We start from the raw sequence: 15,917 nt of genomic DNA on the forward strand, positions 1-15,917 counted from the left end.
AGGCACCTGTTGACCTTGCCTTCTCGGTGGGCCGGCGTCGGGGATGCTCCCCGTTACCTTTGGCGGCTCCGGAGCTGTCGTCGCCAGGTCCGGCATGACTTACGCCCCCAAGCCCGAGTTATCCACAAAGCCCAGAGCCATCCCCACGTTTCCCGCACCCCGTCCACCGGCGCCGCAAGCCGGTAGACTGGCCTCGGGGACGCCCCCCGGGAAGGGTGGGGGCCGCCCGGGGGCTGGTGGGGTGGGCCTGCGGAAAGGCAGGCGGTCAACCCTGTCGACCGGGGAACTAGCTGTCGACCTTGACCACGGCGCCGAGGACCGAGTCGAGCAGTCCGGGGAACCGCAGGTCCAGGTCGTCGCGGCGCAGGGACAGCCAGCGCTGGTTGCCGTCCCGCCTGGTGTGGGTGACCCCGGCCTCGCGCAGCACCCGCAGGTGCTGTGAGAGCGTCGACTTGGCCACCCGCACGTCCAGGTGACCGCAGGACAGCTCCCCCGCCTCCGCCAACTGGGTCACCACGGCCAGCCTGGTCGCGTCGCTCAGCGCGTGCAGCACATCGGCCAGCACTAGCTGGTCCGCCCCCGGTTCGTCCACCTCGCCCATGGCGCACCTCCGGGCAGACAGAGTAGGGGAAGGATCTTGGTAATTCAGTTGACTTGGGAAGTTTTCACCTCAACCGTCTCCCGATCAGCCGAGTGCGCGCGGGTGCGCGGTGGCGTACACCTCACGCAGCGTGGTCACGGTGACCAGCGTGTAGATCTGGGTGGTGGTGACCGACGCGTGCCCCAGCAGCTCCTGGACAACCCGGACGTCCGCGCCGCCCTCCAGCAAGTGGGTGGCGAACGAGTGCCGCAGCGTGTGCGGTGACACCGGAACGGTGATGCCCGCCTGTTCGGCCGCGACCTTCAGCGCGTTCCACGCGCTCTGCCGGGACAGCCGCCCACCGCGCCGGTTCAGGAAGACCGCCGGGGTGCCGCGCCCGGCGGCGGCCAGCGCGGGGCGGCCGCGCACGAGGTAGGCGTCCACAGCGGCCAGCGCGGGCCGTCCGACCGGGACCAGCCGCTGCTTGCCGCCCTTGCCGTCGAGCAGGGCGGTGCGCTCGGTGGCGTCGACGTCGTCCAGGTCGAGCCCGACGGCCTCGGAGATGCGGGCGCCGGTCGAGTACAGCAGCTCCAGCAGCGCCCGGTCGCGCAGCGTCCCCGGGTCGTCGCCGAACGGGGTGTCCAGCAGGCGCAGCACGTCGTCGACCGGGAGGGCCTTGGGCAGCCTGCGCGGCGGGGTCGGCGGCTTCACCGCGCGCGCCACGTCGTGCTCGACGACACCCTCCAGCAACGCGAACTTGTGCAGCCCGCGCACCGCGACCACGGCCCGCGCCGCCGAGGACGCGGCCAGCGGCGGGTGGTCGGCGTCGCCCTCACGCAGCACCCCGAGGAACCCGGCGACGTGCCGCTCGGTCACCGCCGCCAGGTCGGTGACCCCGGCGGCGGCGAGGTGGTCGAGGTAGCGGCGCAGATCCCGGGTGTACCCGTCGAGGGTGTTCACGGCGGTGCCCCGCTCGACGGCCAGGTGGTCCAGGTAGGTGCGCAGCACCGACTCGGCCTGGGTGCGAGCCATGCCGGGCAGCCTATCCGGACCCGCCGACAGCACCCTGGTGATCACGTATCGTGGCCGGTGTGAACGTCCCCGGCGACCCGGACGCGGTGCGGGTCGGCACCAGCGAACGCGAGGACGCGGTGCGCGCGCTCGGCGAGCACTTCGCGCAGGGCAGGCTGCACGTCGACGAGTACGAACTGCGCGTCGGCGGCGCCACCGAGGCCGTGACCCGCGCCGACCTCCGGGTGCTGTTCCACGACCTGCCCGCGCCCTACCCGCCGTTCATGGCGCCGCCGATGTGGGCGGCGCCCCCGCCGCCGGCGTACCCGATGTCACCACCGGGCTACCCGCCCGCGTACCCGCCGCCCTACGGCGGGCCGCCCGCGCCGATGGGCGAGGTCTACTCGACCAAGTCCAAGCTGGTCGCCGGTCTGCTGCAGATCTTCCTCCCGTTCGGCGCGGGCCGCTTCTACACCGGGCACTACGGCATCGCGATCGCCCAACTGCTCACCTGCGGCGGTTTCGGCATCTGGTGCCTGGTCGACGGCATCGTCCTGCTGGTCAACGGCGGCCACGACGGCGAGGGCCGCAAGCTCATCGACTAGCGGCCTGCCGCCGGTGACCAGACCAGATCCAGCAACCGCCCGCCCGCCGAGTTGTCCACACTCCCCGGCATTGTCCACAGCGGACGCAGCCATCTGTTTTCGCAGCTCAACACCGGTAGACTGGCATCGAGGGCCGCCCCCGGGAGGGTGGGGGTCGCCCGTAGGGTGGGGGTGGGGGGTGTGGCAAGCAGTAGGGGGTGGGTTCGCTCGGTTGGGTGACGGACGTGACCGGCTCGGCTGAGCCGGTCGGCGAACGCGGACGTGACCGGGTCAGTCGAGGCGGTCGGCGAACGCGGTCGGGCGACCGGGCCACGGCGCGTTGGCCGGTCGGGCCTCGACCGCGCCGGTGACCACCGCGTGCGCGGCCAACAACCCGGCCACCGCGGCCGCGTTGACGATGTCGCCGGAGAGCACCCGGCCGACCGCCTCCGCGAGCGGCACCCGCGAGATGGTCAGGTCGGCCTCCTCGTCGCCGAGCACCACACGCTCCACAGAGGACAGACCGCGGGCCAGGTACACCCGCACCGCCTCGTCGGTGAACCCGGGCGACACGGCGACCTCGACCAGCACCGACCAGTCCGCGGCGGCGAGGCCGACCTCCTCGACCAGCTCGCGCTTCGCCGCGTCCAGCGGGTCCTCGGCGGCGTGGTCGATCAGCCCCGCGGGCAACTCCCACAGCCGCTCGCCGACCGGGTGCCGGTACTGGTGGATGAGCGTCACGGTGTCGTCGTCGGCCAGCGCGACCACGGCCACCGCGCCCAGGTGCTCGACGACCTCGCGGTTCGCCGTGCCACCGCCGGGCATCCTGACCTCGTCGAGCCGCAACGCCAGGATGCGGCCGATGTGGATGTCCCGGGTGGACACCGTCTCGAACTCGTGCGTCCCGCTCACGCGTCCACCGCCACCGGCTCGTCGAGGTCGACCGGCAGGCGCTCGGCGCGCAGGTAGTCGACCGCGGCACCGACGAACCCGGCGAACAGCGGGTGCGGCCGGGTGGGGCGGCTCTTGAGCTCGGGGTGCGCCTGGGTTCCGACGAAGAACGGGTGCGTGTCCTTGGGCAACTCGACGAACTCGACGAGGCGACCGTCCGGGGACGTGCCGGAGAAGCGGACACCCGCGGCGGTCAACCGGTCCCGGTAGGCGTTGTTGACCTCGTAGCGGTGCCGGTGCCGCTCGGTGACCTCGCGGTCGCCGTAGACCCCCGCGACGACCGACCCGGCGGCCAGCGTGGCGGGGTAAGAGCCCAACCGCATGGTGCCGCCCATGTCCCGCTCGCCCGCGACCACATCGGCCTGGTCGGCCATCGTGCTGATCACCGGGTCGGTGGTGCCGTCGGCGAACTCGTCGGAGTTGGCGCCCACGATGCCCGCCAGGTTGCGCGCGGTCTCGATCACCATGCACTGCAAGCCCAGGCACAGCCCCAGGGTCGGGATCCGGTTGGTGCGGGCGTGCGTGATCGCGCCGATCTTGCCCTCGATGCCGCGCACGCCGAACCCGCCGGGCACCAGCACACCGTCCACCCCGGACAGCGCGGCCGCCGCGCCGGTCGGCGTCTCGCAGGCGTCCGACGGCACCCACACGACCTCGACCTTGGCGCGGTGCGCGAACCCGCCCGCGCGCAACGCCTCGGTGACCGACAGGTACGCGTCCGGCAGGTCGACGTACTTGCCCACCAACGCGATCCGCACCGTCTCCGTCGGCTTGTGCACCCGGTCCAGCAGGTTGCCCCACACCGTCCAGTCGACGTCGCGGAACGGCAACCCGAGGCGGCGCACCACGTACGCGTCCAGGCCCTCGCCGTGCAGCACCTTGGGGATGTCGTAGATCGACGGCGCGTCCGGCGCGGCGACCACCGCGTCGGTGTCCACATCGCACATCAACGCGATCTTGCGCTTGAGCCCGGCCGGGATCTCCCGGTCCGCGCGGCAGACGATGGCGTCCGGCTGGATGCCGATGTTGCGCAGCGCGGCCACCGAGTGCTGGGTCGGCTTGGTCTTCAGCTCGCCGGACGGGGCGAGGTAGGGCACCAGCGACACGTGCAGGAAGAACACGTTGTCCCGGCCGACGTCGTGGCGGACCTGGCGGCACGCCTCCAGGAACGGCAGCGACTCGATGTCGCCGACCGTGCCGCCGACCTCGGTGATCACCACATCGGGCACCCGGCCGACCTCGTCCGGCTCGGCCATCGCCCGGATCCTGGCCTTGATCTCGTCGGTGATGTGCGGGATCACCTGCACCGTGTCGCCGAGGTACTCGCCGCGGCGCTCCTTGGCGATCACCGCCGAGTACACCTGACCGGTGGTGACGTTCGCGCTGCCGGACAGGCTGCGGTCGAGGAAGCGCTCGTAGTGACCGATGTCCAGGTCCGTCTCCGCGCCGTCCTCGGTGACGAACACCTCGCCGTGCTGGAACGGGTTCATCGTGCCCGGGTCGACGTTGAGGTACGGGTCGAGCTTCTGCATGGTGACGCGCAAACCCCGCGAGGTCAGCAACTGACCGAGGCTGGAGGCGGTGAGGCCCTTGCCGAGCGAGGAGGCGACGCCTCCGGTGACGAAGACGTGCTTGGTCGTCCGAGCGTGCTGCACCAAGGAGGCTCCCGTGGTCTGTTGGCGCTGTGGGTTGGCGCTGTCGGCGGCGCGAACTACCGCGCCGGTCCACGGGGTTTCATGCTAACACCACCCCGGCCACCGGACCGCCACCGCGACCAACGGCCCCGCCCCGTGTCGGCGGCCGACACGGGGCGGGGTCACAGCGTCACGGAGTCACGCAGTCACCGGGTCACTCGCCCGGGTCACAGCGTCACGGTTCACCGGGTCACGGGGTGGGCGAGCAGGACGCGTTGCCGACCAGGACGTCGCCGGTCATGCCGGAGACGGGCAGCAGCCGGATGTGCGCCAGGGTCAGGCCGATGCTGCCGTCGTTCGGGATGGTGGTCTCGTTGAACGTGATCGTGGCGATCGTGACGTTGAGCAGGTTCTTCAACTCGCGCACGTAGTTGTTCGGCAGCGGGTTGGGCAGCGTGGCCAGGCCGGTGAGGCCGCCGAACGACCAGCCCGCGGTGGAGCCGTCCTCGTCCGCGGTGCAGGTGACCCGCCAGTTGGCGATCTTGACCCGCGGGCCGCCGAGCAGGACCAGCGCGGAGAGCTCGAAGTCCTTGCCGACCGCCTCGGACTTGGTGCTGGTGGTGCCCGAGTCCGGGTCGGTGACCGTGGTGGTGCAGGTCGAGGTGCCGCTGCCGAAGCGGACCCCGTTGACGGTCACGGTGCCGGAGTTGCCCGAGGTGGGCCCGGAGATCGAACACGGCGCGACCGGCGCCGCGACGACCGTGGTCGTGCCCTTCACGTACGAGACGGAGCCGACGTGCGCCGCGCCCGGCGCGTTGCCGACCGCCGCCGCGGGCGCGGCCACCGCGACCGCCGCCGCGGCGACCACCGCGACGACGGTGAGCGCTCTGCGCGCGACCCTCACCCCGGACCGCCCGCTGCCGATCGAACCGGTGCCACTGAGCCCCGGTTGCCCGCTGCGTGTCTGCGCCATGATCACTCCCTAGTCCTGCCACGGCGGAACGGTCGCCCGCCACGGGCGACATCGGTTCGGGCGGGGCGAAAATATCCACCTTGAAACCCGCCTTACCCGTCCGGGCAACGCTTTCGCCCGTTGGTGAGGAACGCTCATGACCACCTGCGACGGTGTCACCCGCGCGAGGGACCCGGCACTACTCCGCCGGGGCGCCGGGCGCGGGCGCCTGGGCGTTGCCCGCGCTGCCGTAGCGACCGGCCTTGCCGTCCAACTGCTCCACCAGGGCGAGCACGGTGACCACCCGCCCGGCCGGGACGTCCACGTTGTCCACAGTGGACAGAATGGAGGTGGCGGCGGTGTCCGCGCGGACCACGCCGACCGCGCCCGTCCCGTCCGCCGACCCGGCGCCCCCGGCCAGCACGGTGCCCGCGCCGGAACGGTCCACTTGGGTGGCGAAGCGGGCGATGACCGCCGCCCGGTCGCCAGCCTTCACCCCCGCCGCCGCGCCACCGGTCAGGATCACCGCCAACTGCGCGGGTTTCAGGTTCGGCGTGGCGGCCAGGAACCCGCCGTCGGTGAGACCGCTGAGCGCGGCGGCGGTCTCCGCGGGCGACGCCTGCGGCTTGTTGTCCGCCTTGTTGATCAACACCAGCGGGCCGAGCAGCCCACCGGCCAACGTGCCGGGGTCGTTCGCGGTCGGCAACTGCACCCCGGCGGGCAGCAGCCGGGTGACGATCTCCTTGAGCTGGTCGGCCTTCGCCGGGTCGGCGAACGCGTCGGTCAACTGCACCTCCCCGGTGACGGTGGCACCCGCGCCGCCGATCAGCCCCTTCACCGCGTCCCGGTCGGCCGGGCGGGCGTCGCCGGTGGTGATCAGCACGACCGTGCGCTTGTCCAGCGCGCCGCGCACCGCCAGCGGCCCGACCGCGCCCGCGAACGCGTCGCCGTCGGCCAGCCGGGCGTTGAGCCCGTTGCGCTCCTGCTCCAGGTGCGACACCTGGCTGCCCAGGTCGGTGTTCTGACTGGACAGACCCGAGAGCAGGGACCGGCTCAACGTGGTGGAACCGAGGACGACCCCGACGGCGAGCGCGAGGAACACCGCGGCGATCGAGATGACGTGGTAGCGCAACGAGATCACGTGAACAACCCCTTGACCCAGTCGAGCGCGGTGCCGACCCAGCCGCCGTAGCCGATGCCGGACACCACGATGGCGGCGATGATCGCGAGCAACGCGGCGAGGACCATGAGCGCGACCGCCACCCCGGACACCCGGCTGCGGTGCAGGGCGGCGACCGCCTTCCCGTCGACCAGCTTGCTGCCCAGCCGCAGCCGGGTCAGGAAGGTCGACGGGTTGGACCCGGACCGGCCGCGGTCGAGGAACTCGCGCAGCGTGGCCTGGAACCCGACCGCCACCACCAGGCTCGCGCCGTGCGCGTCGGCCAGCAGCAGCGCCAGGTCCTCGGCGTTGCCGGTGGACGGGAAGGTGACCGCGTTGATGCCGAGGTCCTGCACCCGCCCCAGGCCCGGCGCGTGCCCGTCGACGTGCGCGGGCACCACCAGCCGAGCACCGCCACGCAGCGTGTCGGTGGCCACCACGTCCGGGTCGGCGACGATCACGTCCGGCCGGTGCCCGGCGGCGCGCAACGCGTCCGCGCCGGACTCCACCCCGATCAGCACCGGGTGGTGCTCGCCGATGTAGCGGCGCAGGTCGCGCAGGTCGGCGACGTGGTCGGACCCGGGGGCGACGACCAGCACCTGCCGACCGCGCATCGCCACCGGCAACTCGGGCACGCCGACCCCGTCCAGGATCATGGTGCGCTCACGGCGGAGGAACTCGATGGTGTTCGCCGAGAAGGCCTCCAACTGGGCGGACATGCCCGCCTTGGCCTCGATCATCTGGTCGGCGATCGTGTCCGGGGTCTGCCGGGTGCCGGTGGCGATCTCCCGGTCGCCCGCGAACACGCCACCGTCGTGCAGCCGCAGCCGGGCCCCCTCCTTGATCACCCGCAGCGCCTCCTGGCCGACCCCGTCGATCAGCGGGACACCCGCGTTGACCAGCAGCTCCGGCCCCAGGTTGGGGAACCGGCCGGAGATCGACGGGGACGCGTTGACCACCCCGGCCACGTCCGCGCGCAGCAACGCGTCCGCGGTGGCCCGGTCCAGGTCGAGCTGGTCGAGGACCACCACGTCGCCCGGACCGACCCGGCGCAGCAGGTCACCGGTGCGCCGGTCCACCCGGGCGGGGCCGGTCACCCCCGGTCGCGGCGGCTGCGAGCGGCTGAGCAAACCCGGGAGCTTCATGCAGCCGATGGTGACAAACCAACAGCCGATAGTCCGTTCGCCACGCCGAACTAGGCCGAACGGAGCAACACCGTCATTTCTTCTTCTTGCCGGGGCGGGGCTTGCCGGTGAGCAGCCAGTCGTGCTTCTCGCCCTCGGCCAGGCCCAACAACTCCTCGGCGTGCGCGCGGCCGGTCTCGGTGGACTCCATACCCGCCAACATCCTGGCCAGCTCCACCACCCGCTCGCCCTCGGTCAACGTGCGCACGTCGCTGCGGGTCACGCCGCCGTGCACGCCCTTGTCGACGATCAGGTGCCGGTCGGCGAACGCCGCCACCTGCGCCAGGTGCGTCACCACGATCACCTGGTGGCTGCGCGCCAACCGGGCCAGCCTGCGGCCGATCTCCACCGCGGCCCGACCGCCCACCCCGGCGTCGACCTCGTCGAACACCAGCGTCGGCACCGGGTCGGTGTGCGCGAGCACCACCTCGATGGCCAGCATGACCCGGGACAGCTCACCACCCGAGGCACCCTTGTGCACCGGCAGCGGCTGCGCCCCGTCGTGCGCGACCAGCAGCAGCTCCACTTCGTCGACCCCGTCGGCGCCCGCGTGCAGGTCGACCCCGCCGACCTCGAGCGCGTACTGGTCGTTCGGCTCGGCGGGCCGGGGCCGCACCGAGATCTGCACGCTGGACTGGCCCATCGCCAACCCGCCCAGCTCGTCGGTGACGGCCTTGGCCAGCGCGTCGGCGGCCGCCGAGCGGGCCGCGTTGAGGGTCACCGCGAGCTCGGCCAGCCGGACGGCCAGCGCCGCCTTGCGGGTGGCCAGCTCGCCGAGCGCTTCCTCCGAGGTGTCCAACCCGGCCAGCTTCGCGGCGGCCTCGGCGGCCCACGCCAGCACACCGTCGGCGTCGGCCGCGTACTTGCGGGTCAGCGTCTTCAGCTCGGCCTGCCGGGCCAGCACCTGCTGCAGCGCGGCCGGGTCGGCGTCCAGGCCGTCCAGGTACGCGGTCAGCTCGGCGCCGACGTCGGTGAGCAGCACGGCGGCCTCGACCAGCCTGCCCTCCAGCTCACGCAGCCGCGGGTCCTCCGAGCCGGTCACCCGCCGCTGCGCCTCGCCGATCAGGCCGAGCGCGCCGGGGATGTCCGGGTCGCCGTCGGGGGAACCGGACACCGCGTAGCTCGCGCCGGTCGCGGCCTCGCGCAACTGGTCGGCGTCGGCGAGCCTGCGCGCCCGGTCGACCAACTCGACGTCCTCACCCGGCTGCGGGTCGACGCCGGTGATCTCGTCCAGGCCCATCCGCAGGATGTCCGCCTCGCGGGCCAGCTCCTTGGCCCGGCGGGTGCGGTCGTCCAACTCGGCGGTGACCGCCAGCCACTCCTCGCGGACCGACCGGTACTCGCCGAGCACGCCGGCGACGTCCGCACCGGCGAACCGGTCGATCACCGCGCGCTGCTCGGCGGGCCGCAACAGCCGCAACTGGTCGTTCTGGCCGTGCACCGCGATCAACTGCTCGGCCAGGTCGGCGAGCACCCCGACCGGCACCGACCGGCCGCCGACGTGCGCCCGGGAGCGGCCGTCGGTGCTGACCGACCGCAGCGTGATCAGGCTGCCGTCGTCCTCGGGCTCGGCCCCGGCGTCGGTGGCGACGGTGGCGGCGGGCGTGCCGGTCAGGCCCTCGAACCGGCCCTCGACCACGGCCTTCGGTTTCCCGCTGCGGACCCGCTGCGCCTCGCCCCGGCCGCCGGAGAGCAGGTGCAGGCCGGTGACCACCATCGTCTTGCCCGCGCCGGTCTCGCCGGTGACCACGGTGAAGCCCGCGTGGAGTTCCAGCGTGGCCTCATCGATCACGCCGAGGTCCTGGATGCGCATCTCGGCTAGCACAGGGCGCACCCTAGCGGCTCACGCCGACACAGGTCAGCAGCCGTCCGCCTGTTCACCGCGACCGCCACCCGTGCACGGGCAGTTCGAACTTGTCGACCAACCGCTCGGTGAACGTCTCGTCACGCAACCGGGCCAGCCGGATCGGCCGCCGCCCGTCGCGCACCTCGATGCGGCCGCCGGGCGGGATCTCGAAGGTGCGGCGGCCGTCGCAGCACAGCACGGCGGGCTGCCCGTCCGGGTCGATCTCGACACCGACCACCGAGCGGGACGACACCGCCATCGGCCGGGTGAACATGGCGTGCGCGTTGCTCGGCACCACCAACAGCGCCTGCACGTCCGGCCAGACGATCGGGCCGCCCGCGGAGTAGGCGTAGGCGGTGGACCCGGTCGGGGTCGCGCACAGCACGCCGTCGCAGCCGAACGAGGACACCGGGCGGCCGTCGACGTCGATCAGCACGTCCAGGATCCGCTCCCGGCTGCTTTTCTCCACACTGGCCTCGTTGAGCGCCCACGTGTCCGCGATGACCTCGTCGCCCAGGGTGGCCCGCACATCGACGGTCATCCGCTCCTCGACCAGGTAACCCTGCTCGACCACCAGTTGCACCGCCTCGGCCAGCGCGTCGGACTCGGCCTCAGCGAGGAACCCGACCCGACCGAGGTTGACCCCCAGCACCGGGACCCCGCACGGCAAAGCAAGCTCCGCGGCACGCAGGAACGTGCCGTCGCCGCCCAAGACGAACACCAACTCGGTGCCCGCGGCCGCGGCGGGCCCGCGCGCGACGACATCGGCGTAGCAGGTCGGGTCCAGGTCGGGCGCCTCGTCGTCGACCACCCGCAACCGGACCCCGGCGGCGGCGAACCAACTCGCCACCTTCTCCGCCACCCGCCGGTTCTCCCCCCGACCGGTGTGCACGACCAGCAAGATCTCCCGCGTCACTGCGGTCCCTCCTCGACGGCGGCCCGCACCAGGGCCGTCACCTCGGTGTCGGCGCGGGGATCGCCCCGCCGCAACCAGGCGAAGTACTCGACGTTGCCGGACGGGCCTGGCAACGGGCTGGCCACGACCCCACGCAGGTCGAGCCCCAGTTCACCCGCGGCCACCAGGACCCGGGACACCACCTCGACCCGCAGGTCCGGATCGCGCACCACACCACCGGAGCCCAGCCGCTCCTTGCCGACCTCGAACTGCGGCTTGATCATCGGCAGCAGGTCGCCGTCCGGGCGCAGGCACCCCGCGAGAGCGGGCAGCACCAACCGGGCGGAGATGAACGACAGGTCGGCGACCACCAGGTCGACCAGCCCACCGATGTCGTCCGGGGTGATCGCGCGGGCGTTGGTGCGGTCCTTGATGACGACCCGCACGTCGTTCTGCAGCCGCCAGATCAACTGGCCACGGCCGACATCGGCGGCCACGACCTGGGCGGCGCCGTGCCGCAGCAGCACATCGGTGAAGCCACCGGTGGACGCGCCCGCGTCCAGACAACGGCGACCATCGACGGGGACGGGGAAAGCGGCGAGCGCGCCGAGCAGTTTGTGCGCGCCCCTGGACGCCCAGTTCGGGTCGTCCTCGGCGTCCTTGACCACGACGGCGGCGTCGGTCTCCACCCCGGTGGCGGACTTGCTCGCCACGGCACCGCGCACGGTCACCCGACCCGCGGCGATCAACTCGCTGGCGTGTTCCCGGGACCGGGCCAGGCCCCGGCGGACCAGTTCGGCGTCCAGGCGCGCCCTCCTGGGCACCGGTCAGACCTTGTCGATGGTGGCCAGGGCGGCGGTCAACGCGATGTGCACCGCGTCGAACCGGTCGACGTGCTCGGTCACCGGCAGCCCGTCCAACCCGTCCAGCCCGGCGACGGCCGCGGCGATCGCCTCGTCACGCGGCTGCTCGGCCGCCTGCTCCCGCTGGGGCGGGCCGGGAATCGGGGTGAAGTCCACCTGCACTCCTTCACGCTAGCCGATGACGGCGGTCCCCCTGGCCGCCAGGGCACCCCGATCAGCCCGCGAGTCCGAGTTTCGACAACGCCGGGTGGTCGCCCGCGATCCGCGACGGAGCCCCGTGTGACCAACTGGCGGCACAGAGAGAGCGCAACAGGTCCAGCGGGTCGCCGTCGCCGGACACGGTGAGTTCGTCGCCGTCGCGGCGGACGTCCCAGCCGGGTTTGGGGCCGATCGTGAGGTCAGCGGCCCGCGCGGTGATCGCGGTCAGGTCGGCGGCGACGTACGAGGGGCGCTCGGTCTCGGCGGCGCGCAGCAGGTCACGGGCGGTGGAAGCGCCGGTGAGCACGAACAGCGAGTCCAGTTCGGTGGCCACGGCGCCTGCGATGTCGGTGTCCAACCGGTCGCCGATCACCAGCGGGTGCTTCGCCCGCGCGGCCTTGACGGACTCGACCATCAGCGGGGTCGCGGGTTTGCCCGCCACCTCGGGGTGGTGGCCGGTGGCGTATTGCAGCGCGTGCACGAGGGAACCGTTGCCGGGCAACAGACCCTGGTCGGTGGGCAGCGTCCGGTCGACGTTGCACGCCACCCACGGCACACCCGCGTTGATCGCGATGGACGCCTCGGCGAGATCACGCCAGGACAGTTCCGGTGCCATGCCCTGCACGACGGCCTTCGCGCTCTTGGCCGTACGCACGGGGACCAATCCGACCGCGGTGATCTCGGCGGCGAGCGCGGAGGTCCCCAACACGAGAACCTCGTCGCCCTTGTCGAGCCGTTCGGCCAAGACCGTGGCGGCCGCCTGGGCGGACGTGCTGATCTCGGTGGGCTCGGCGGGAACACCGAGACCGGTGAGGTGCTCGGCGACCTGCAGCGGTGAGCGGGAGGCGTTGTTGGTGACGAACCGGACGGTCGTCCGGTTCGCCCTGGCCGCCGCGATGGTGTCCGCCGCCCCGTCGACCGCCCGGCCACCGCGGTACACGGTGCCGTCGAGGTCGAACAGCAGGGCGTCGTAGCCGTCGAGCAGCCGATCAGCCATCGCTGTCTTTTCCGCCGGGCGCCGCGCCGCCCTCGACGGTGTCCGCCCCGGTGTCTCCGGTGTCCTGGGCGGGCTCGGCGGGCTTGACGTCGTCGGTGTCCTCAGTGGACTCGGGGTCCGCAGTGGGCTCGGCGTCGTCGGTGTCCTCGGCGGAGTCGGCGGGCTCGGCGGAGTCGGCGGGCTCATCCAGGGCGGCGGCCACCTCGGACTCGTCGGCGCCGAGCTCGAAAGCCCGCTCGGCGGCGTCGGTCTCCTCGTCGTCATCGGCCTGGGCGGCGTTGAGGAACCACTGGATGGCCTCCTCGGTGCGCCCGGCGGCCGCCAGGTTGTCGGCGTAGGCGTAGAACAGGCGGGCGCTCCACGGGTCGCGGCGCTTCGCGTCCAGGTCCGGGCCCTGCAGCCCGACCACGGCGGCCTCCAACTGACCCATGTCCCGCCGCGCGCCCGCGCTGACGATCCGCAGCTCCACGGCCACATCCGGGGGCAGGTCGCGGCCCGCGTCCTTCGCCAGGTCCAGCGCGCGCTCGGGGCGCCCCAGGGCGCGCTCGCAGTCGGCCATCACGGCGATGTGGGTGTTGCCGCCGCTCATCCGGCGCACCGCGCGCAGCTCCGACAACGCCTCGGACCACTCCCCCGCGTGGTACGCGGTGAGCCCGGCGGCCTCGCGGACCACGGCCACCCGGGAGGCCCGCTCCCGCGCGTACCGGGCGTGCGCCAACGCCGCCTCCGGGTCCTCGTCGATGAGCATCCCGGCGGCCACCAGGTGCTTGCCGACGAGCTCCGCGAGCGACTTGGGCAGGCTCCGCAGACCGGCCCGCGCCTCGACGTCCAGCGCGGAGTACTCGACCCCCTCGGGAACCCGCGGTCCGCCGCCCACGACCGGGGCGACCTCGGGCTCGGCCTGGTCGGTGTCCTCGGCAGTGGCCTCGGTGGCCTCGGTGGCCTCGGTGTCGTCTGTGTTGTTCTTGGCGGGCTCGTCGCGCTTGCCGGTCACCTCGACGACGCGCTCGGCGGCCTCGGTGTCGGTGTCCGCCTGGTCGACGTCCTGGGGGGTCGGGTCGGCGGGCTCGGTGTCCCGGAAGCGGGCGGGGCGGTCGTCATCCTTGCGGAAGTGACCACCGGAACGGCGGTCGTCATCACGGCGCGGGCCGCGGTCGTCGTCCCGGCGGAAGTTGGACCGGTTGCCGGAGTCACGTCGGTCGTCATCGCGGCGGAAACCGCCGGACCGGTTGTCGTCCCGGCGGAAACCGCCGCGGTCGGATCCACCGGAGCGGAAGCCGCCTCGGTCGTCATCGCGACGGGGGGCGCGGTCCGAGCGGAAGCCACGGTCATCGTCGCGACGGGGGCCGCGGTCGTCGGACCGGAAGCCGCCGGAACGGGGGGCTCGGTCGTTGTTGTCGCGGCGGAAGCCACCGCGGTCGGAGTCCGAGCGGAAGCCACCCGGACGAGACCCACGGTCGTCGTCACGACGGAAGCTGGAACCACGATCATCGGACCGGAAACCACCAGAGCGGGAACCGCGATCGTCGTCACGGCGGGGGCCACGGTCCGAGCGGAAACCTCCCGAGCGGCGGTCGTCATCGCCCCGGAAGCCACCGGAACGGGACCCGCGATCGTCGTCACGGCGGAAGTTGGAGCCGCGGTCGTCCGAACGGAAGCCACCAGAGCGCGACCCGCGATCGTCGTCGCGACGGAAATTGCTGCCACGGTCGTCCGAGCGGAAACCGCCAGAGCGGGAACCACGGTCGTCATCGCGACGAGGACCACTTGAACGCGAGCCACGGTCATCGTCACGGCGGAAGCTGGAACCACGGTCATCGGACCGGAAGCCACCAGAGCGGGGCTTGCGGTCGTCATCCCGGCGGAAGTTGGAACCGCGGTCGTCTGAACGGAAGCCGCCTGAGCGGGGGCCGCGGTCATCATCGCGGCGGAAGCTGGAGCCACCGGAGCGGGAGCCGCGGTCGTCGTCACGGCGGAAACCGCCACGGTCTGAGTCCGAACGGAAGCCGCCGGGACGGGGGCCTCGGTCGTTGTTGTCACGGCGGAAGCCACCGCGGTCGGAATCCGAGCGGAAACCGCCGGGACGAGACCCACGATCATCATCACGACGGAAGCTGGAACCACGGTCGTCCGAACGGAAGCCACCAGTGCGGGGCTTGCGGTCGTCATCGCGACGGAAATTGCCGCCACGGTCGTCGGACCGAAAGCCGCCAGAGCGAGAACCACGGTCATCGTCACGGCGGAAACCGGAGCCACCAGAGCGAGGGCCGCGGTCGTCATCGCGGCGGAAACCGCCCGAACGGCGGTCGTCGTCACGGCGGGGGCCGCTGCCACGGTCGTCGGAGCGGAAGCCGCCCGAGCGGGAGCCGCGGTCGTTGTTGTCCCGGCGGAAGTTGCCGCCACGGTCGGAGTCGGAGCGGGAACCCCGGTTGTCGCCACCCCGGCGGTCGTCGTCACGCCGGAAGCTGCCGCCGCGGTCGCCGTCTCGACGGCGGTCATCCCGGTCGCCGCCACGGGAGTTGCCGCCCGTCGCGCGCCGACGACCCGACTCGTTGTCGCCGCGGTCCGCGCCGCCGCGCCGCTCGAAATCCGACACCTGATCCTCCCGTGTGCGGACCTACCCGCTATGCAATATCACCGCACTGTCAACTGCACTGCCATATCACGCCGAAAAGGGCCTGTGGTCTGACGCACGTGTTACGTGCCCCACCACAGGCCCTTTCGGGAATAATTGTCCGGCGGCGTCCTACTCTCCCACACCGTCACCAGTGCAGTACCATCGGCGCAGGTGGGCTTAGCTTCCGGGTTCGGAATGGGACCGGGCGTTTCCCCACCGCTATGACCGCCGAAACACTATGAAACAAACAACCTGCCTACACCACCACCGCGCCCGGACCCACGGCCCGTCCGCTGGTGGTGGGGGTGGTTGGTGTCTCAGACACCGTACAGTGGATGCGCAGCCTCTTCGTTGTAAGCCCTCGGCCTATTAGTACCGGTCGACTCAACACCCCTCACAGGGCTTCCATCTCCGGCCTATCAACCCAGTCGTCTACTGGGAGCCTT

At 72.4% G+C, this 15,917-nt stretch carries 15 protein-coding genes and 2 rRNA genes; 2 read left to right on the forward strand and 15 right to left on the reverse strand.

What is annotated here, in order from left to right; all coding sequences use genetic code 11:
- Nucleotides 1-286 precede the first annotated feature (286 nt).
- Both H504_RS0120770 and xerD read right to left on the reverse strand, forming a co-directional pair.
- Entirely contained in the window at nt 287-601 is a 315-nt protein-coding gene (locus H504_RS0120770; protein WP_026424337.1) for an ArsR/SmtB family transcription factor, read from the reverse strand.
- Between the two features lie 84 nt (nt 602-685).
- Nucleotides 686-1,612 (reverse strand): site-specific tyrosine recombinase XerD, encoded by a 927-nt coding sequence (gene xerD, locus H504_RS0120775; protein ID WP_026424338.1) that lies wholly within the window; start codon nt 1,610-1,612, stop codon nt 686-688.
- A 59-nt stretch (nt 1,613-1,671) separates the two neighbouring features.
- Here xerD and H504_RS0120780 point away from each other — a divergent pair, with 59 nt between their 5' ends.
- Nucleotides 1,672-2,196, forward strand: a complete 525-nt coding sequence (locus tag H504_RS0120780; protein WP_026424339.1) for a DUF1707 domain-containing protein — start codon at nt 1,672-1,674, stop codon at nt 2,194-2,196.
- 270 nt (nt 2,197-2,466) lie between these two features.
- Here H504_RS0120780 and H504_RS0120785 read toward each other — a convergent pair whose 3' ends face one another.
- The 11 genes from H504_RS0120785 to H504_RS38885 all read right to left on the reverse strand — a co-directional run bounded on the left by H504_RS0120785 (nt 2,467) and on the right by H504_RS38885 (nt 13,848).
- Nucleotides 2,467-3,087: an NUDIX domain-containing protein gene (locus H504_RS0120785; RefSeq protein WP_026424340.1), complete on the reverse strand. Its 621-nt coding sequence runs from the start codon at nt 3,085-3,087 to the stop codon at nt 2,467-2,469.
- Entirely contained in the window at nt 3,084-4,781 is a 1,698-nt protein-coding gene (locus H504_RS0120790; protein WP_026424341.1) for a CTP synthase, read from the reverse strand. The genes H504_RS0120785 and H504_RS0120790 overlap by 4 nt, the downstream gene beginning before the upstream one ends.
- Before the next feature lie 229 nt (nt 4,782-5,010).
- Nucleotides 5,011-5,733 (reverse strand): hypothetical protein, encoded by a 723-nt coding sequence (locus H504_RS43255; RefSeq protein WP_245614388.1) that lies wholly within the window; start codon nt 5,731-5,733, stop codon nt 5,011-5,013.
- A gap of 178 nt (nt 5,734-5,911) precedes the next feature.
- Nucleotides 5,912-6,853 (reverse strand): copper transporter, encoded by a 942-nt coding sequence (locus H504_RS0120800; RefSeq protein WP_026424343.1) that lies wholly within the window; start codon nt 6,851-6,853, stop codon nt 5,912-5,914.
- Nucleotides 6,850-8,016: a putative cytokinetic ring protein SteA gene (gene steA, locus H504_RS0120805; RefSeq protein WP_026424344.1), complete on the reverse strand. Its 1,167-nt coding sequence runs from the start codon at nt 8,014-8,016 to the stop codon at nt 6,850-6,852. The genes H504_RS0120800 and steA overlap by 4 nt, the downstream gene beginning before the upstream one ends.
- Nucleotides 8,017-8,089: 73 nt before the next feature.
- A complete protein-coding gene (gene recN, locus H504_RS0120810; RefSeq protein ID WP_157440540.1) occupies nt 8,090-9,889 on the reverse strand; it encodes a DNA repair protein RecN in 1,800 nt (599 codons plus the stop codon).
- A gap of 43 nt (nt 9,890-9,932) precedes the next feature.
- Nucleotides 9,933-10,817, reverse strand: coding sequence for an NAD kinase (locus tag H504_RS0120815; protein ID WP_026424346.1), 885 nt, complete (start codon nt 10,815-10,817; stop codon nt 9,933-9,935).
- Nucleotides 10,814-11,620 carry a TlyA family RNA methyltransferase gene (locus tag H504_RS0120820; RefSeq protein ID WP_026424347.1) on the reverse strand — a complete coding sequence of 269 codons (807 nt, stop codon included), beginning with the start codon at nt 11,618-11,620 and terminating at the stop codon, nt 10,814-10,816. The genes H504_RS0120815 and H504_RS0120820 overlap by 4 nt, the downstream gene beginning before the upstream one ends.
- 3 nt (nt 11,621-11,623) lie before the next feature.
- Nucleotides 11,624-11,815 carry a hypothetical protein gene (locus tag H504_RS36185; RefSeq protein ID WP_157440541.1) on the reverse strand — a complete coding sequence of 64 codons (192 nt, stop codon included), beginning with the start codon at nt 11,813-11,815 and terminating at the stop codon, nt 11,624-11,626.
- Between the two features lie 58 nt (nt 11,816-11,873).
- Nucleotides 11,874-12,854 carry an HAD-IIA family hydrolase gene (locus tag H504_RS0120830; protein ID WP_026424348.1) on the reverse strand — a complete coding sequence of 327 codons (981 nt, stop codon included), beginning with the start codon at nt 12,852-12,854 and terminating at the stop codon, nt 11,874-11,876.
- Complete coding sequence (locus tag H504_RS38885) at nt 12,847-13,848, reverse strand: tetratricopeptide repeat protein (protein ID WP_245614390.1); 1,002 nt, start codon at nt 13,846-13,848, stop codon at nt 12,847-12,849. The genes H504_RS0120830 and H504_RS38885 overlap by 8 nt, the downstream gene beginning before the upstream one ends.
- Before the next feature lie 117 nt (nt 13,849-13,965).
- Between H504_RS38885 and H504_RS41455 the strand changes: the two genes are divergently transcribed.
- Nucleotides 13,966-14,625 carry a hypothetical protein gene (locus tag H504_RS41455; RefSeq protein ID WP_157440542.1) on the forward strand — a complete coding sequence of 220 codons (660 nt, stop codon included), beginning with the start codon at nt 13,966-13,968 and terminating at the stop codon, nt 14,623-14,625.
- 962 nt (nt 14,626-15,587) lie between these two features.
- On the opposite strand, the gene rrf is transcribed toward H504_RS41455, so the two are convergent.
- Nucleotides 15,588-15,704 (reverse strand): 5S ribosomal RNA (gene rrf, locus H504_RS0120840).
- A 115-nt stretch (nt 15,705-15,819) separates the two neighbouring features.
- Nucleotides 15,820-15,917 (reverse strand): 23S ribosomal RNA (locus H504_RS0120845); the annotation flags it as partial.

It is taken from the genome of Actinokineospora inagensis DSM 44258 (genome assembly GCF_000482865.1).
GTDB lineage: Bacteria > Actinomycetota > Actinomycetes > Mycobacteriales > Pseudonocardiaceae > Actinokineospora > Actinokineospora inagensis.